Origin of the sequence: Glacieibacterium sp. (assembly GCF_965200405.1) — a bacterium.
Taxonomy (GTDB): Bacteria; Pseudomonadota; Alphaproteobacteria; order Sphingomonadales; family Sphingomonadaceae; genus Glacieibacterium.
Window position 1 is genome coordinate 2,479,702 of record NZ_OZ241356.1, and the last position, 14,739, is coordinate 2,494,440.

The window sequence follows — 14,739 nt, forward strand, 5'->3', positions numbered from 1 at the left end:
CGATGGAGCTTCGATGCGCAGACTTTCACGCCGCTTGCCGGTGATCGGGGCGCTGCTGATCGCTGGCGGCGCTGCGGCCCCGCCGGTCGCCACGGTGACGCTCGCGCCCGGCCCGATGGTGGAGGCGTCCAACCGGGGGGAGGTCGGCATCGTCATCGCCGTGCCCGGCGTCAGCGCCCCGGGCGGCGTCCCGCTGTTCGAGATACCGGAGGGCGCGACCCCGATCGTCACCGACGCTGCCGGCGTCGTACGCGGTACCACGGGCGCAGAGCGGAACTGGACTCCGCAACGCGCGGTCAGCGGCGACCTGACGATCCGCTACCGGGTGACCGTCACCAACACGCCGACGAATGGCGGCACCACCCCGATCAACCCGAGGCTGGACGGCAGCGGCTTCTCCGCCATCGGCATGACGCTCCTGGCGGTGCCCGACCTGAAGACCCCTTACCGGATCCGCATCGTCTGGGATCTCGCGCGGATGGGGCCCGGTGCGACGGCGGTGTCGAGCGCCGGTGACGGCAATGCGGAAATGCCCGCCGGGCCGCTGTCGCGATTGGGTTCGACCGCCTTCATGGCGGGCCGGCTGACGCGCGATCCGGTGCCGGCGCAGGGCAAGTTCTCCGCTGCCTGGTCGGGCGATCCGGGGTTCGACCCGCACCCGCCGATGCAATGGGCGGGCGCGCTGCACAGCTACATGACCAAATTCTTCGCGACCCCCGACGACCCGGCCTACCGCGTCTTCATTCGCCGCAACGGCTTGAACAACCCGGGCGGCGGGGTCGCCTTTCCGAACTCGTTCTTCGCCACCTATGGCCCTGGCGTCACCGGCGAGAACATGAAGCAGATCCTCGGCCACGAGATGACGCACACCTTCACGATGAACGGCCTCGGCAATTGGTACGACGAGGGCGACGCGGTCTTCTACCAGGTCCGGCTGCCGTGGCTCGCCGGCATGACCTCGACCGAGACCTATCTGCGCGACATCAACCTGACCGCCGCGCGCTATTACACCAACGCCGAGATCGATGCGGCGGAAGAGCGGATCATCCCGAATTTCTTCACCAATACCTGGCTCAATACGCTGGGCTATGACCGCGGCGCGCTTTATTTCGCGGTGCTCGACGGCAGGATCCGCCGCGCGTCGAGCGGCAGGCGCTCGGTCGACGACCTGGTCCGCGCCCTTGTCCATCTGAAGCGCAGCGGCAAGGACATCACCGAATCCGACTGGCTCGACCTCGTCCGCCGGGAGATCGGCGAGGACGGCGTCACGGTCCATCGCGCGATGCTGTCTGGAGGCGTGGTCGTGCCTGAATCCGGCGATTATGGCCCGTGTTTCCGCCGGTACAGTACGAAGATCCGCCGCTACGAGATGGGTTTTACGGCCAAGGCCGGGCCCGATGGCAGGAAGATCGTCTCCCTGCTGATCCCCGGCTCCGAAGCCGACCGCGCCGGCGTCCGCAACGGTGACATCGTCGTCCTCCCGGTCATCACCACCGAAGGCGTCAAGCGCGACCCGGCGGCAACGATGACCGTCGCCATCACGCGCGCCGACCGGACCTTCTCCCTGACCTTCCTGCCCCGCGGGGCCGCCTTCGATGCCTACCAGTGGCAACGCGTCCCCGAAGTCCCCGACAGCGCCTGCCGCCGCTTGGGAGCTGCTGCATGACAAGGCTTCGCCAGTTGGGCATCACCATCGCCGCGCTCTGCCTCGGCAGCGTTGCCCTCGCCCAGGGTCCGAACCTTCGCGAGATCCTGCAGACCCCCGCGAAGCCGGCCAGCCTGAAGGGCGCGTTCAGTCTCGTATCGGTCGGCGACCTCATGCTCGCACGCCCGCGATCCCAGACGCCGGATCCTGAATATCAGAAGGTGCTGGCGATCCTGCGCGGCGGCGACGTGGCAATCGCCAACCAGGAGGGCATCGCCTTCGACTTGAAGACACTCCGGGGCGGTGCCCACGGACCCGGCGGCCTGTTGTACGAACCGACCATGGCACGCGATTACAAGGCGATGGGCATCGACATGGTCTCGGTCGCCAACAACCACGCCACCGACTTCGGCGAGGACGGCCTGCTCGAAAGCCTGCGGTTGCTCGACGAAGCAGGCATCGTCCACGCCGGTGGCGGTCGCAGCCTGCAGGACGCCCGACGCGCTGCCTTTTACGAAACGCCCAAGGGACGCGTCGCGCTCGTATCGACCGCCTCGACATTCAAGGCTTATGCGAGCGCCAACGACGCCACCGCCGAATTCAAGCCGGCCGCGGGGATCAGCACCCTGCGCACCCGCACCATCAACCTCGTCACCACACCCCAGTTCGACATGGTCCGCAAGCTGGCAACCGAGCTGGCCTCGCCGTTGAAGCCAGCCCCCTTGGCCGATGCCAGGCAGATCGTCTTCGATGACCAGATCTACCGGCTCGCCGACAGGACCGGCCTGCAATACGACATGGACCTGTACGACCATGCCGCGCTGCTCAAGGCGGTGCACGATGCCAAGGCGCAGTCAGATCTCGTGGTCTTTCACATTCACGCCCATGAAACGCCGACCGGCGTCGACGACGATACCCCGGCGCCACCCGATTTCCTAATCAGGCTTTTCCACGATGCTGTAGATGCCGGTGCGGACGTCATCATGGGTGGCGGCCCGCACTCGTTGCGCGGCATCGAGATCTACAAGGGCAAGCCGGTTTTCTACGGGCTCGGCATGTTCTATTTCAAACCCGCGCTGATGGGGACGCCCGACAGCCTCTTCCAGGGATTTTCGGACGAGGGCTATCCGCCCGAACCGGACCCGCGACCGACCAACCCGCCGGGCTGGTATGACAGCGTCATGGCAATCACCGATTTCGACGGCGCCAAGGCGCTCCGGGTGCGGCTTTATCCGATCGACCTCGCCAATCGAGACGATCCCAACAGCCGCGGCCTGCCTCATCTGGCAACCGGGAACCGGGCTTCGGAGATACTGGAACGACTCCAGCGCGATTCCCGCCAGTTCGGTACCAATATTATGATCGATCGGGAGGTCGGCGTAATTCGTTTGCAGCATTGAAAAGGGACATCAACTGCAAGGCGATAGGCAAGGTGCGAAGCGCAGTTGTTTGGTCATTGAACGACGAAACTTAGCTAGAAGCGCTATTGGCCAACGACGGTTCGGCTGCATTATCAACCACGGCTCAGCAGCTGGCGCAGGACAGCCGCTGGTCCATCCCCACGCGCACCGATGCCTGCGGCTTCCGCGCTCGATACCCGGTGCGGCCCGGGCGCCGCTTCGCATCAGGCATCGCGCGTGGTTCGCTCGATCAAGCGTCTTCCAGCACCCGCTCGGGTAACCGCACGCTCGGCCGCGGGGTCGCGACCGGCAGCAGGCAGTCCGGCAGCGGCTTGGGCCGTGGCATCTCAGGCGGCGGTGGTTCGTCGCCGCCCCGTGGTTGCGTCGTGCCGAGCCGGCGCAGGTCTCGCAACGCCAGCGCGATCGGCACGCCGTGCGTGACGGCAAAGCTCAGCAGGATAAACGAAGTCCCTGTCATTCCCGGTCTCCGGCACGAGTGCGAGACAGGCCATGGTCCTCGACGGTCACGGCCGGCATCGCGGCAATCTCCAGCTCGATCGCATCGGCAGTGTCGAGCAACCGATGCGCGTTCGCCCATCATAGCAGGTTGCGATCGTTCACAAAACTGGAACAGTAGCGCCAGATAATCGCTGAAACGGTCGATGGCACACGACGATCTTCCATTACCCTCCGGCCCGCCCGCGGACACGGCGACGAAGCGCGCATTCGGCTTGATCGAGCATGTTTTTCTGATCGTCGTCACAGCTATGACGATTGCCGCTGCAGCAACCGAGGTGTGGCGGGTGCTGCAAGCTCAGACCGTCAACCTCGCCGATATCCTGCTCATGTTTCTCTACACCGAAGTCGTTGGCATGATCGCCGTGTTCTACACTGGCCGGGGATCGCCGTTCGTCTATCCGATATTCATCGCGATTACCGCACTGTCGCGTTTGATCGTGCTCCAGGGCAAAGCCATGGCGCCGGAAAACATCGTCTTCGAAGCGGGCGCCATTCTGCTGCTGGCGGTGGCGGCGATGATCATCTTGCGGACGACGCACCGCCAGTAGCGACAGGCATCGACCCGGCTTCCGGCCCATCGAGGCCGCGCCATGGTCACGCCCGTCGCCGGCTTGAAATGCTGGCCGGCGTGCGTCGCGGATCGGGTCGCTTCGCCGCTGGACATGCGCGTCCGGTGTCCGCTACCGCAAAGCATGCGGCTGCCGGTTCTCATCGCCCTCGCTTTCCACGCACCGACACTGGCGCAGACGGTCGCTGCCCCGTTCGACGTCGTCGATCCGATGATCGGGACCGGCGGGCAGGGACACACCTTTCCCGGTGCGACGGCGCCGTTCGGCATGGTCCAGCTGTCACCCGATACCGACACCCGGTGCCAGCTGCGCGACTGCTACAGCCACGCCGCCGGTTATCGTTATGAAGACCCGACCATACAGGGTTTCAGCCACACGCACTTTTCCGGTGCGGGCCACAGCGACCTGGGCGACGTGCTGGTCATGCCCCAGGCCGGCGCCACAGTCAGCCTCGACCCGGGCGATCCCGAACGGCCCGGCTCGGGCTATCGCTCGCGCTTCGAACACGCCAGCGAGACCGCGCATCCCGGCTATTACGCCGTCACCCTCGCCGAAAGCGGTATTCGTGCCGAACTGACCGCCGGCACGCGCGTCGGCGTCCACCGCTATGGCTTTCCGGCCGGCCAGGCGGCGCATCTGGTCGTCGACCTGCGCTCGTCCCTCTACGACTATCCGGGCAAGGTCCTGTGGTCGGGATTGCACCTTCGCACCGACGGCACGGTCACCGGCTTCCGCGAAACCCGCGGCTGGGCGCCAGGCCGCAAGCTGTTCTTCGCCATGCGCTTCTCGGCGCCGCTGACCGGTCACGCGTTCGTCGACCGCGAGACCGGCATTGCCTACAAGGGCTTCCAGGGGCCCGGCCGCGGCAGCGACGACCTCGCGGAGAAGCTGGGCAGGGCGCTCGAGGCACGTCTGGATTTCGGTGTCCTGAACCGGCCGCTCGAGGTCAAGGTCGCGCTGTCCGGGGTCGACGAAGCCGCGGCGGTGGCAAATCTCGAGGCGGAAGCCGGCGATTTCGATGCGATCCGGGCCCTGACGACGGCGGCGTGGATGTCGGCACTCGGTGCTGTCGAGATCGATGCGGCGGCGCCGATGCGGACCAGCGTCTATACCGCGCTCTATCATGCGCTGCTTGCGCCGAGCGTCTGGGGGGATGCCGACGGGCGCTACCGCGGCGTCGACGACCAGGTTCACCAGGCCAAGGGCTACACGCCACGCTCGACGTTCTCGCTATGGGACACGTTCCGCGCCGAGCACCCACTGCTGACGCTCGTCCAGCCCGAGCAGACCACGGCCGACGTGATCAATTCGCTCGTCGCCAGCCAGCAGCAGAGCCCGGATGGCATCCTGCCGGTGTGGCAGTTTGCGGGCCGCGAGACCTGGACGATGATCGGCTACCATGCGGTGCCGGTCATCGCCGACGCGTATCGCAAGGGCCTGCGCGGCTTCGACGCGAATGCGGCGCTGGCGGCGATGGTCGCGAGTGCCACCGCCGCCTCCTACGGTGGGCTCGGCGCCTATATGGCGCGGCGCTATGTGCCGATCGACATTGAGCCCGAGGCAGCCTCGAAGACTGTCGAATATGCTTACGACGACTGGACGATCGCGCAGATGGCCAGGGCCATGGGCCGCAGCGAGATCGCCGCTCGCTTCGACGAGCGCGCCGGCTATTGGCGCAACAGCTTCGACGCCAAGACGGGCTGGCTGCGCGCCAGGCTGTCGAGCGGCGCCTTTCGCACGCCGTTCGATCCGACCGCGATCAACTACGGTGCCGACTACACCGAGGGCAACGCCTGGCAGTATAGCTGGTTCGTGCCGCAGGACGAGGCCGGACTGATCCGGTTGCTCGGCGGCGAAGCGAAGACCATCGCCAAGCTCGACGCGATGTTCGAGTTCGACAATTCAAAACTCGACTACAGCCATGCCGAAGACATCGCCGGTTTGATCGGCCAGTATATCCACGGCAACGAGCCCAGCCACCATGTCGCCTATCTGTACAATTTCGCCGGTGCACCGTGGCGGACGCAGCAGCGCCTCGGGCAGATCGTCGGGTCGCAGTACAAGCCGACGCCGGACGGGCTCGCCGGCAACGACGACCTGGGACAGATGTCGGCATGGCTGGTGTTCACTGCCATCGGCTTCTATCCGGTCGCACCCGGGTCGAACGAGTATGTCATCGGCCGTCCGTTCGCCGACCGCGCCGTCCTCAACCTGCCGAACGGCAAGCGCTTCGTCGTTCGCGCCGACGGCCTGTCCGACGTCAACCAGTACATCACGGCGATCACGCTGAACGGCGTCGACCTGAAGCGCAGCTATATCACCGATCCGGAAATCCGTGCCGGCGGCGAACTTCATGTCACGATGGGACCGCAGCCGAACCGGCAATGGGCCAGCAGTCGGGCGGCTCGACCATTTTCGATGTCCCGGTAGCGGGCATTCGGCTGCCGAACGCGTTGCGGGTGCGAACCTGATAGATCCAGCGACTTTCGGAAAATACGGAGGTCGGCCGGGCCTCCGGCGCTGGCAACTTGCGCCTCGAGCGTCTAGAGTGCGGGCGACGATCGACGTGCCCGACAGAGGCGCGCTGGCGGGGGGACGTTGATGCGAAGATTGCGCCAATTGCTGATGATCGCCGGCGTGCTGGGACTGGCTGGCGGGGCGCTGGCGGCGGACGACGACATTTCCTGGGCGTTTCCCCGGACCGCGCCCGGCGGACCGCCCGGCGCGCGCGCCACCGACGTGCCGCTCAGCGTACCCGGCTCGACGCAGCATTTCTCGACGGTGCAGCTGCGCAACCGCTTCGAGGTTTCGGACTGGTTCCCGGCTTCGCATCCGGCGGCACCGGCGGCGGTGCTGCACGGTCATCCGCCCGGCACGATGGCCTGCGGCTTCTGCCACCTCCCCGACGGCGAGGGGCGGCCTGAGAACGCGCCGCTGGCCGGGCTGCCGGCGGCTTACATCCAGCGCCAGGTCCGCGACATCGCCAGCGGCGCGCGGCTGCCCCTCGACCCGAGCTGGGGCCCCACCACCGGCATGCAGCAGGTCGCCCGCGCCGCGACCCCCGCCGAAGTCGCCCAGGCCGCCGCTTATTTCTCGAAATTGAAATACCGCTCGCTGGTCCGCGTCGTCGAGGCGGCGCACCCGCCCGGCACGGTGCCCGACGCCTCGATCTACCGCCTGACCGGGGCCGCCGCATCGCCCGAGAAGACGCCGCGCATCATCGAGGCCGCCGACGACTTCGCCCGCTTCGAGCAGCGCGACGCCAGCGCCGGCTATGTCGCCTATGTCCCGGTCGGCGCGATCGCGCGGGGCAAGCTGCTCGCCACCACCGGCGGCCACGGAACGACGCAGCGCTGCAGCACCTGCCACGGCGGCAATTTGCAGGGCGGCCTCGGGCCACCGCTCGCCGGACGCTCGCCGAGCTATCTGTTCCGCCAGCTGTACGCCTTCCGCAGCGGTGCGCGGCACGGCGCGGGCGGGGCGCCGATGAAGCCGGTGGTCGCACGCCTCGCTACCGCCGACATGGTCGACCTCGCGGCCTATGCGGGCAGCCTCAAGCCCTAGGGATTGCGCGACAGATGCGCCGCGATCTCGTCGAAGAACCGTTCGAGGTGGTGGATGACGTTGAGCTTGAACTCGTAGTTCACCTCGGGTGACGAGGTCTCGATGATCGTCGATTCGTCGACCTTCTCGGAATAGGCCTTGGCCAGCTCCTGGATATAGTCGGGGGACAGCTTGATCTCGCCCAGCTTGTCGAGGATGCGGAGCTGGGTCAGGGTCAGCTGACCGACCATCATCTCCAGCGCGGTGATGCGCGCCACGGTGACGACGGGATCGAGCACGACCTCGCCCTCCGCCTCGAAATCGTCCTCGGGCTGATCGTCCATATCGTTCACCAACTCATGAAACCGGCGACCTGCCAGCCGATCGCCAGGGCCAGCGCCAGCCACAGCAGCACGACGCACGCCGCGCCGACATGGCTACGCGGACGGTCGGCCGCCAGCGTCGCTTCGGCGCGCGCCTGCGCCATTACCGCGTCGGGCACCATCCGCACGAACAGCCAGATCCCCGCCGGCACGATCAGCAGGTCGTCGAGCAGCCCGAGCACCGGCACGAAATCCGGGATCAGGTCAATCGGCGACAGCGCATAGCCCGCCACCACGATGCCCAGCGCCTTGGCCGCCAGCGGCGTGCGCGGGTCGCGGGCGGCCAGCCACATGGCATGGACGTCGCGCAACAGGTCGTGCGCCCAGCGGCGGAACTTGGTCAGCATCCGCAGGAGCCTAGCCGCTCGGCCGCGCCGCCGCTACAGGCTGGCGCATGACCCGCTCCCTCACCGCGCGCATCGAGCGCTACCCCGTCCGCGGCAGCTTCGTCATCGCGCGCGGCGCCAAGACACATGTCGATGTCGTCGTCGCGGAGATCGTCGACGGCGCGCTGCGGGGCCGGGGGGAGGGCACCGCGATCTACTACCGCGGCGAGAGCGCCGACACCGTGCTCGCCCAGATCGAGCGCCAGGCCGACGCCATCGCCGCGGGCGCCGCGCGCGCCGACCTGCTCACCCTGATGCCGCACGGCGCGGCGCGCAACGCGGTCGACGCGGCGCTTTGGGACCTGGAAGCCAAGGCCAGCGGCATCCCCGTGTGGCAGGCGCTCGACCTGCCGCGTCCGCAGCCGATGCTCACCGCCTATACCATCAGCCTCGGCGAGCCCGGCGCGATGGAGGTCGCCGCCCGCGCCGCCTCGGGCCATGAACTGCTCAAGCTCAAGCTGTCGGGGGAGGGCGACCTCGACCGCGTCGCCGCCGTCCGCCGGGGCGCCCCCGACGCGCGGCTGATCGTCGACGCCAACGAGGCCTGGGGCGGTCAGGACATCGAGCGCCTGGCGCACGCCCTCGACAAATACCGCGTCGAGCTGATCGAGCAGCCGGTGCCGGCGGGCGAGGACCACCTCCTCGACACCGTCAACTCGCCGATCCCGCTGTGCGCCGACGAAAGCTGCCACGACCGCGCCAGCCTGGGCACGCTGATCGGACGCTACCGCTTCATCAACATCAAGCTCGACAAGGCCGGCGGGCTGACCGAGGCGCACGCCTTGGTCCACGCCGCCCGGCTGCGCGGCATGGGCCTGATGACCGGCTGCATGTTGTCGACCTCGCTCGGCATCGCGCCGGCCTTTTACATCGGCATGCAGAGCCAGTTCGCCGACCTCGACGGGCCGTTGCTGATCGAGGATCGCGACGGCGGCATGCGCTTCCAGGGCTCCGACGTCTGGCCGCCCGAACCGGCATTGTGGGGCTAGAAGCGACGCCGGCTTGCCCCCGAACCGCGCTGCCGCTCGTTCATTCCGCGCACAACAACCGGAGTTTATCGAATGCAGCTAGCCCATGGCACCGTCGTCGCCGTCGCCGATGGCGAGAAACTGGTGATGTACCGCAACAGCGGCACCGATGCCGAGCCGAGCCTGACGGCCCTGCCGGTCGGCGACATCAGCAGCGAGAACAAGGGCTCGGGCGGCCGTCACGGCAGCAGCTCCGCCAATCCCGGCGACAGCCGCATGGAGGAAGACGGCTTCGCCGCCGGCACCGCCGAGATGCTCAACAAGCAGGCGCTGGCCAACAAGTTCGACCATCTGGTCGTGATCGCCGCGCCCAAGACGCTGGGCGAATTGCGCAAGCATTGGCACAAGGCGCTGGAGGCCAAGCTGGTCGCCGAGATCGCCAAGGACCTGACCGGCCATTCCACCGCCCAGATCGAAGCGGCGCTGGCGGCCCAGTAAGACAATCGGCAGCGGCGTCGCGTGACGCCGCTGCCGATCTTTCGAGGTCAGGCGGTCGCGAGGCTGCGACGGCGGCGGACGGCCATGCCGGCCAGGCCGAAGCCGGTGATCATCATCGACCAGGTCGCCGGCTCGGGGACGCCACCGGTCGGCGGGGTCACGGCGCCGAAGCCGTCGAGATAGACATAGCCCCAATGGCCGGTCGGCTGGCAATCGGCACCGAGGACCGACAGCAGGAAGTCGTGCCCGGACAGCGTGGCATCGATCGCCAGCTGCTCGATCTGCCAGAGTGGCGTGTAGTAATTGCCGTCCAGCGACGAGAACCGCCCATCGATGCTGGAACCGGTCGCATTGTATTCGCGCCGGATCAGCTCCTTATTGGCGGTCAGGTCGGTCAGCGTGATGATCATCGTCGCGGCATCCAACGCACCGTGCGCGCCGAGCAACACCGACTTCCACGCGAAGAAGATGTTTGAATCGGTGTAGTTGTTGACGCGCTGCTGGATGACCGATGCATTGCCACCGTAAGTCGTGTCTTCGACACGGAAGCTGTGGCTGCCCGAATAGACTGTCGATCCCAGCGCCGAACCGACGTTCGGATCGATCGTGCCGAGGTCGATGACTGCCGAACGCGAGCCGCCATCGCCGGGAATGTAGCTCGCGGGTACCAGGTCGGGGTTGTAGGTGTTGCCACGATAGCCGCCACCCTGGGTCCAGCCGCTGGCCGTGCCATTTTCAAAGCCACCGTTGATGAAGCCGCCGGCCTGCGCAGCAGTGCCGAAAGTCACGATTGCGCCCGCCGCGGCGCATAGCGCCGCCCGTGTCAGAACTTGCATGGTTATCCCCTGATCCAAAAGAGTTACGAGAGAAAAAGCGACATCGTAACCCTGACCCCCGTGGCGACCCCCCCCGGATAATCGAATCACTAGTCAGTAACGACCATAATAAACGATCTGTTAATTTTCAAGTGCGCATTCGATAGGATAAAACTCACAAGAATGAGCGATCTGCGAAAAAGCCGTTTCTTGTCCAAGCCATCGTTACTAGAACGTCGGTCAGGGGGTAATTTGCATGTCGATCAGTCTGCAACGTGGCATCGCGGCCGCCCATGCCCGCGACCCGCGCACCGCCGCGCAATGGTTTCGCCGGGCCCTGGCCGAGTCCCCGTCGAATGCCGCCGCCGAGGCGTGGCTGGGCCAGGCCTTGTGCGCGCTGGGCGAGCGGCTGGCCGGGACGCGGCATCTCGCCAAGGCCGGACGGGCGATGCTTGCTGCGCCGTCGGCGCAGACCCCGGTACGGTTGGTCGAGATCCTGTCACAGCTCCAGCAATGGGGCGACGTACCCGCCGCGCTCGACCTGGCGCGCGCCGCGACCGCCGCCTATCCCGATCATGCCCGGCTGCAGCAGTTGCTGGCGGTCGCCTGCAGCCAGCTCAACGATCCCCGCGGGGCGGTCGCGGCGGGTGCCGAGGCGCTGCGGCTGGCGCCCGGCGTGCCGATGCTGGAGGTGCTGCAGGCGAGCCTGGAGATCGATGCCGGCGATCTCGATGCAGCGCGCCCGCGCCTCGACGCCGTGCTCGCCGGACCAGACGATGCCGCGGTACGGCTCCGCGCCCATAAGGAACTGGCGCGCCTCGACGACCGGCAGGGCCGCTTCGACGAGGCCTTCGACCACCTCGAGGCCGCGGGCCGCGCCGCGCACGACGTCGCCGACCTGGCGCGGCACGACCGCAAGCTGCTGCCCCGGCTGATCGCCGCCAACACCGGCGCATACGATGCCGCCGCACTCGGCCGCTGGACCGGAAAAACGGGCGCGACGCGCCCCGCGCCGGTCTTCCTGATAGGGTTCCTGCGGTCCGGCACGACGCTGGTGCAGGCGGTATTGAGCGCCCACCCCCAGGTCTTCGTCGCCGACGAGGGCAACATGCTCCACGATGTGCTGGCGGAGGTGCAGCAGCGACTGGCCGGTCCCGGCTCGATCGCCACCAAGCTGGCGCGCCTCAACCTGGCGCAAGTCGAGCAGTTGCGCGCGCTGTACTGGTCGCGCGCCCGTGGCCGCTACGGCGACAGCATCGACCGCCCGGTGTTCGTCGACAAGTTCACGATGAGCAGCGTCGATGTCGCCGCGATCAACGTCCTGTTTCCCGACGCGCGCATCATCTACATGTTGCGCGATCCGCGCGATGTCTGCCTCAGCGGCTTCCAGCAATTGATGGTGCCGACGGCGGCGACCGTCCACCTGCTCGAATGGCGTTCGACCGCGCAACTCTATGCCGCGGTGACCGACTGGTGGCTGCACATCCGCGACACGCTGACGATGCCGTGGCTCGAATTGCGCTACGAGGATGTCGTCGGGGATTTCCAGCCGAGCCTGACGCGGCTGCTCGATTTCATCGGCCTCGACTGGGACGCGGCGCTGCTCGACTTCCATGTCGGCGCCCGCGCTGCCTATATCACCAGCCCGAGCCGCAGCCAGGTCGCGCGGCCGCTCTATCGCTCGTCGGCCGGGCGCTGGCGCGGCTATGCTCGCCACTTCGCCGCCGTCGACGACCTGCTGTCACCGTTGGTGGAGCGCCTCGGCTACGCGCCCTGACCCGACCCTCTCCGCGCTTTCGCGGAGAGGGTCGATGCCTGGCTCAATAGACCTCGAACAGCCCGGCCGCGCCCATGCCGCCGCCAACGCACATCGTCACGACGACGTACTTGGCACCGCGACGCTTGCCCTCGATCAGCGCGTGGCCGGTCAGGCGGGCGCCCGACATGCCGTACGGGTGACCGATCGAGATCGCGCCGCCGTTGACGTTCAATTTCTCCTGGTCGATCCCGAGCACGTCGGCGCAGTGCAGGACCTGCACGGCGAACGCCTCGTTGAGCTCCCACAGGTCGATGTCGTCCATCTTCAAACCGTTGCGCTTCAACAGCTTGGGGATGGCGTAGATCGGGCCGATGCCCATCTCGTCGGGGTCGAGGCCGGCCGACGCCATGCCGCGATAGACGCCGAGCGGGGTCAGGCCGCGCCGCGAGGCTTCGCCCGCCTCCATCAGCACCGAGGCCGAGGCGCCGTCCGACAGCTGCGAGGCGTTGCCGGCGGTGATCACGCCGCCCTCGCGCACCGGCTTCAGGCCCTGCAGGCCAACCAGCGTCGTCTCGGGGCGGTTGCCCTCGTCCTTCGACAGCGTCACCTCGTGGAAGGTGATCTCGCCGGTTTCCTTGTTGGCCATGCCCATCTGCGAGGTCAGCGGCACGATCTCGGCGTCGAACTTGCCGGCCTGCTGCGCTGCGGCGGTCCGCATCTGCGAGCGGTAGCTATACTCGTCCTGGCGGTCGCGGCTGATGTTGTAGCGCTTGGCGACGGTCTCGGCGGTGTCGATCATCGGCATGTAGACGTTGCTGTGCATCGCGATCAGGCCGGGATCGGGATCGATGCGCATCTTGTTGGTCTGCACCATCGAGATCGAATCCTGGCCGCCACCGACGGTGATATCCATCCCGTCGACGATGATCTGCTTGGCGGCGGTGGCAATCGCCATCAGTCCGGAGGCGCACTGGCGGTCCATCGACTGGCCGCTGACCGAGGTCGGCAGGCCGGCGCGGAGCAGCGACAGGCGCGCGATGTTGGGGGCCTGCCCGCCCTGCTGGAGCGAGGCGCCCCAGACGACGTCGTCGACCTCGGCACCCTCGATGCCGGCGCGCTGGATGGCGTGCTTGATCGCATGGCCGCCCAGCATCGGCGGCGGCGAGGCGTTGAAGGCGCCGCGATAGGCGCGGCCGATCGGGGTGCGGGCGGTGGAGACGATGACGGCTTCGCGCATGGGTCGGGTCCTCAGGCGGTTGGGAAGCGCGGCATGCCGGCTTCGGGTTGCAGGTCGAGCGCACCGGTGATCATCGCGATGCCGTGGTAAAAGCTGATGAGCTGGATGATCTCGAGGATCTGGGCAGTGTCGAACTGGCCGCTCAGCCGCGCGAACTCGGCATCGTCGAGCTTGTGGCGGGTCAGCAGCGCGTCGGTGGCGGCGATCAGCGCGGCGTCGTGCTCGTTCCAGTTGCCGTCGTCGGCATGACCGTCGAAGGTCGAGCGGACCTGCTCGGGGGTGAGCTCGGCCTGCTTGCCGAAGACCTTGGAATGGATGCCCCATTCATACTCGCCGCCGGTTTTCGCCGAGGTGCGGATGATGACGACTTCGCGGTCGCGCATCGACAGGGGGGAGGGGCCCGACATCGCGGCGGCGGTGAAGCGCTCCCAGGCCCGCGGCGACTGGCCGATCGAGGTGAACAGCGTCAGCGGCTCGCGGCCGGGGGCGGTCATTTTCGCCATGTCCGCCGCGAACGGCTCGGGGAACGGCTGCTGCAGGAGGCCGATGCGGCTCATAGGTACACCAGGGTCAGCCACTCGGCGGCGAGGGCAGGTTTGGTCTCGCCTTCGATCTCGACGACGACGGCGACGGTCGATTGCCAGCCCTTGTCGGGTCGCTGCTCGACCGCGAGCAGATTGAAGCGGCCGCGGACGCGCTTGCCGGACTTCACCGGGGCCATGAAGCGGACTTTGTTGAGGCCGTAGTTGACCCCCATCTTGACGCCCTCCAGGCTCGGCATCGCCTGGTAGCCGAACACCGAGCACAGGCTAAGTGTCAGGTAACCATGGGCAATCGTCGTGCCGAACGGGGTCTGCGCAGCCAGCACCGGATCGACATGGATGAACTGGTGGTCGCCGGTAACCTCGGCAAAGGCATCGATCCTCGCCTGGTCGACCAGCACCCAGTCGGACACCCCGACCTCGCTGCCGATCTTGGCTCGATAGTCGTCCAGCGACACAGTGGCGCGCATTCAGC

The 14,739-nt window shown here is 67.4% G+C and carries 15 protein-coding genes; 8 read left to right on the forward strand and 7 right to left on the reverse strand.

Features of this window, described 5'->3' with window-relative positions:
- The first annotated feature begins 13 nt into the window (after positions 1-13).
- Together ACOFKW_RS11575 and ACOFKW_RS11580 are read left to right on the forward strand one after the other, a co-directional pair.
- Complete coding sequence (locus tag ACOFKW_RS11575) at positions 14-1,666, forward strand: hypothetical protein (RefSeq protein ID WP_419814303.1); 1,653 nt, start codon at positions 14-16, stop codon at positions 1,664-1,666.
- Positions 1,663-3,045, forward strand: a complete 1,383-nt coding sequence (locus ACOFKW_RS11580; RefSeq protein ID WP_419814304.1) for a CapA family protein — start codon at positions 1,663-1,665, stop codon at positions 3,043-3,045. Before ACOFKW_RS11575 ends, ACOFKW_RS11580 begins: the two co-directional genes overlap by 4 nt.
- 250 nt (positions 3,046-3,295) lie before the next feature.
- Here the strand turns inward: ACOFKW_RS11580 and ACOFKW_RS11585 are convergent, their stop codons facing one another.
- Positions 3,296-3,523, reverse strand: coding sequence for a hypothetical protein (locus ACOFKW_RS11585; RefSeq protein WP_419814305.1), 228 nt, complete (start codon positions 3,521-3,523; stop codon positions 3,296-3,298).
- A gap of 184 nt (positions 3,524-3,707) precedes the next feature.
- Here ACOFKW_RS11585 and ACOFKW_RS11590 point away from each other — a divergent pair, with 184 nt between their 5' ends.
- From ACOFKW_RS11590 to ACOFKW_RS11600, 3 genes are all read left to right on the forward strand, one after another.
- Positions 3,708-4,112, forward strand: a complete 405-nt coding sequence (locus ACOFKW_RS11590; RefSeq protein ID WP_419814306.1) for a phosphate-starvation-inducible protein PsiE — start codon at positions 3,708-3,710, stop codon at positions 4,110-4,112.
- A gap of 144 nt (positions 4,113-4,256) precedes the next feature.
- Complete coding sequence (locus ACOFKW_RS11595; protein WP_419814307.1) at positions 4,257-6,563, forward strand: GH92 family glycosyl hydrolase; 2,307 nt, start codon at positions 4,257-4,259, stop codon at positions 6,561-6,563.
- A gap of 171 nt (positions 6,564-6,734) precedes the next feature.
- On the forward strand, positions 6,735-7,697 hold the full coding sequence (locus ACOFKW_RS11600; RefSeq protein WP_419814308.1) for a c-type cytochrome: 963 nt from the start codon (positions 6,735-6,737) through the stop codon (positions 7,695-7,697).
- On the opposite strand, the gene ACOFKW_RS11605 is transcribed toward ACOFKW_RS11600, so the two are convergent.
- Both ACOFKW_RS11605 and ACOFKW_RS11610 read right to left on the reverse strand, forming a co-directional pair.
- Entirely contained in the window at positions 7,694-8,020 is a 327-nt protein-coding gene (locus tag ACOFKW_RS11605) for a hypothetical protein (RefSeq protein WP_419814309.1), read from the reverse strand. The two genes, ACOFKW_RS11600 and ACOFKW_RS11605, sit on opposite strands and share 4 nt — an antisense overlap.
- Before the next feature lie 5 nt (positions 8,021-8,025).
- A complete protein-coding gene (locus ACOFKW_RS11610) occupies positions 8,026-8,406 on the reverse strand; it encodes a YkvA family protein (protein ID WP_419814310.1) in 381 nt (126 codons plus the stop codon).
- 47 nt (positions 8,407-8,453) lie between these two features.
- Here ACOFKW_RS11610 and dgcA point away from each other — a divergent pair, with 47 nt between their 5' ends.
- Positions 8,454-9,434, forward strand: a complete 981-nt coding sequence (gene dgcA / locus ACOFKW_RS11615) for an N-acetyl-D-Glu racemase DgcA (RefSeq protein WP_419814311.1) — start codon at positions 8,454-8,456, stop codon at positions 9,432-9,434.
- A 72-nt stretch (positions 9,435-9,506) separates the two neighbouring features.
- The gene (locus ACOFKW_RS11620) at positions 9,507-9,911 is read left to right on the forward strand and encodes a host attachment family protein (RefSeq protein WP_419814312.1); all 405 of its coding nucleotides are present in this window, start codon (positions 9,507-9,509) and stop codon (positions 9,909-9,911) included.
- Between the two features lie 47 nt (positions 9,912-9,958).
- Here ACOFKW_RS11620 and ACOFKW_RS11625 read toward each other — a convergent pair whose 3' ends face one another.
- Positions 9,959-10,747 carry a PEPxxWA-CTERM sorting domain-containing protein gene (locus tag ACOFKW_RS11625; protein WP_419814313.1) on the reverse strand — a complete coding sequence of 263 codons (789 nt, stop codon included), beginning with the start codon at positions 10,745-10,747 and terminating at the stop codon, positions 9,959-9,961.
- A 235-nt stretch (positions 10,748-10,982) separates the two neighbouring features.
- On the opposite strand from ACOFKW_RS11625, the gene ACOFKW_RS11630 reads away from it, so the two are divergent.
- The gene (locus ACOFKW_RS11630) at positions 10,983-12,503 is read left to right on the forward strand and encodes a sulfotransferase (protein WP_419814314.1); all 1,521 of its coding nucleotides are present in this window, start codon (positions 10,983-10,985) and stop codon (positions 12,501-12,503) included.
- Positions 12,504-12,546: 43 nt separating this feature from the next.
- On the opposite strand, the gene ACOFKW_RS11635 is transcribed toward ACOFKW_RS11630, so the two are convergent.
- The 3 genes from ACOFKW_RS11635 to ACOFKW_RS11645 are packed head-to-tail and all read right to left on the reverse strand — an operon-like array spanning position 12,547 to position 14,734.
- Positions 12,547-13,722 carry an acetyl-CoA C-acyltransferase gene (locus tag ACOFKW_RS11635; RefSeq protein WP_419814315.1) on the reverse strand — a complete coding sequence of 392 codons (1,176 nt, stop codon included), beginning with the start codon at positions 13,720-13,722 and terminating at the stop codon, positions 12,547-12,549.
- Positions 13,723-13,733: 11 nt separating this feature from the next.
- Positions 13,734-14,279, reverse strand: coding sequence for a carboxymuconolactone decarboxylase family protein (locus tag ACOFKW_RS11640; protein ID WP_419814316.1), 546 nt, complete (start codon positions 14,277-14,279; stop codon positions 13,734-13,736).
- Positions 14,276-14,734, reverse strand: a complete 459-nt coding sequence (locus tag ACOFKW_RS11645; RefSeq protein ID WP_419814317.1) for a MaoC family dehydratase — start codon at positions 14,732-14,734, stop codon at positions 14,276-14,278. The genes ACOFKW_RS11640 and ACOFKW_RS11645 overlap by 4 nt, the downstream gene beginning before the upstream one ends.
- Positions 14,735-14,739: the final 5 nt, after the last annotated feature.

Coding starts and splice junctions, on each gene's coding strand:
- ACOFKW_RS11600 (WP_419814308.1), top strand. CDS start 6,735: ATGCGAAGATTGCGCCAATTGCTGATGATCGCCGGCGTGCTGGGACTG.
- ACOFKW_RS11640 (WP_419814316.1), bottom strand. CDS start 14,279: ATGAGCCGCATCGGCCTCCTGCAGCAGCCGTTCCCCGAGCCGTTCGCG.
- ACOFKW_RS11610 (WP_419814310.1), bottom strand. CDS start 8,406: ATGCTGACCAAGTTCCGCCGCTGGGCGCACGACCTGTTGCGCGACGTC.
- ACOFKW_RS11575 (WP_419814303.1), top strand. CDS start 14: ATGCGCAGACTTTCACGCCGCTTGCCGGTGATCGGGGCGCTGCTGATC.
- ACOFKW_RS11620 (WP_419814312.1), top strand. CDS start 9,507: ATGCAGCTAGCCCATGGCACCGTCGTCGCCGTCGCCGATGGCGAGAAA.
- ACOFKW_RS11630 (WP_419814314.1), top strand. CDS start 10,983: ATGTCGATCAGTCTGCAACGTGGCATCGCGGCCGCCCATGCCCGCGAC.
- ACOFKW_RS11635 (WP_419814315.1), bottom strand. CDS start 13,722: ATGCGCGAAGCCGTCATCGTCTCCACCGCCCGCACCCCGATCGGCCGC.
- dgcA (WP_419814311.1), top strand. CDS start 8,454: ATGACCCGCTCCCTCACCGCGCGCATCGAGCGCTACCCCGTCCGCGGC.
- ACOFKW_RS11590 (WP_419814306.1), top strand. CDS start 3,708: ATGGCACACGACGATCTTCCATTACCCTCCGGCCCGCCCGCGGACACG.
- ACOFKW_RS11595 (WP_419814307.1), top strand. CDS start 4,257: ATGCGGCTGCCGGTTCTCATCGCCCTCGCTTTCCACGCACCGACACTG.
- ACOFKW_RS11605 (WP_419814309.1), bottom strand. CDS start 8,020: ATGGACGATCAGCCCGAGGACGATTTCGAGGCGGAGGGCGAGGTCGTG.
- ACOFKW_RS11580 (WP_419814304.1), top strand. CDS start 1,663: ATGACAAGGCTTCGCCAGTTGGGCATCACCATCGCCGCGCTCTGCCTC.
- ACOFKW_RS11645 (WP_419814317.1), bottom strand. CDS start 14,734: ATGCGCGCCACTGTGTCGCTGGACGACTATCGAGCCAAGATCGGCAGC.
- ACOFKW_RS11625 (WP_419814313.1), bottom strand. CDS start 10,747: ATGCAAGTTCTGACACGGGCGGCGCTATGCGCCGCGGCGGGCGCAATC.
- ACOFKW_RS11585 (WP_419814305.1), bottom strand. CDS start 3,523: ATGACAGGGACTTCGTTTATCCTGCTGAGCTTTGCCGTCACGCACGGC.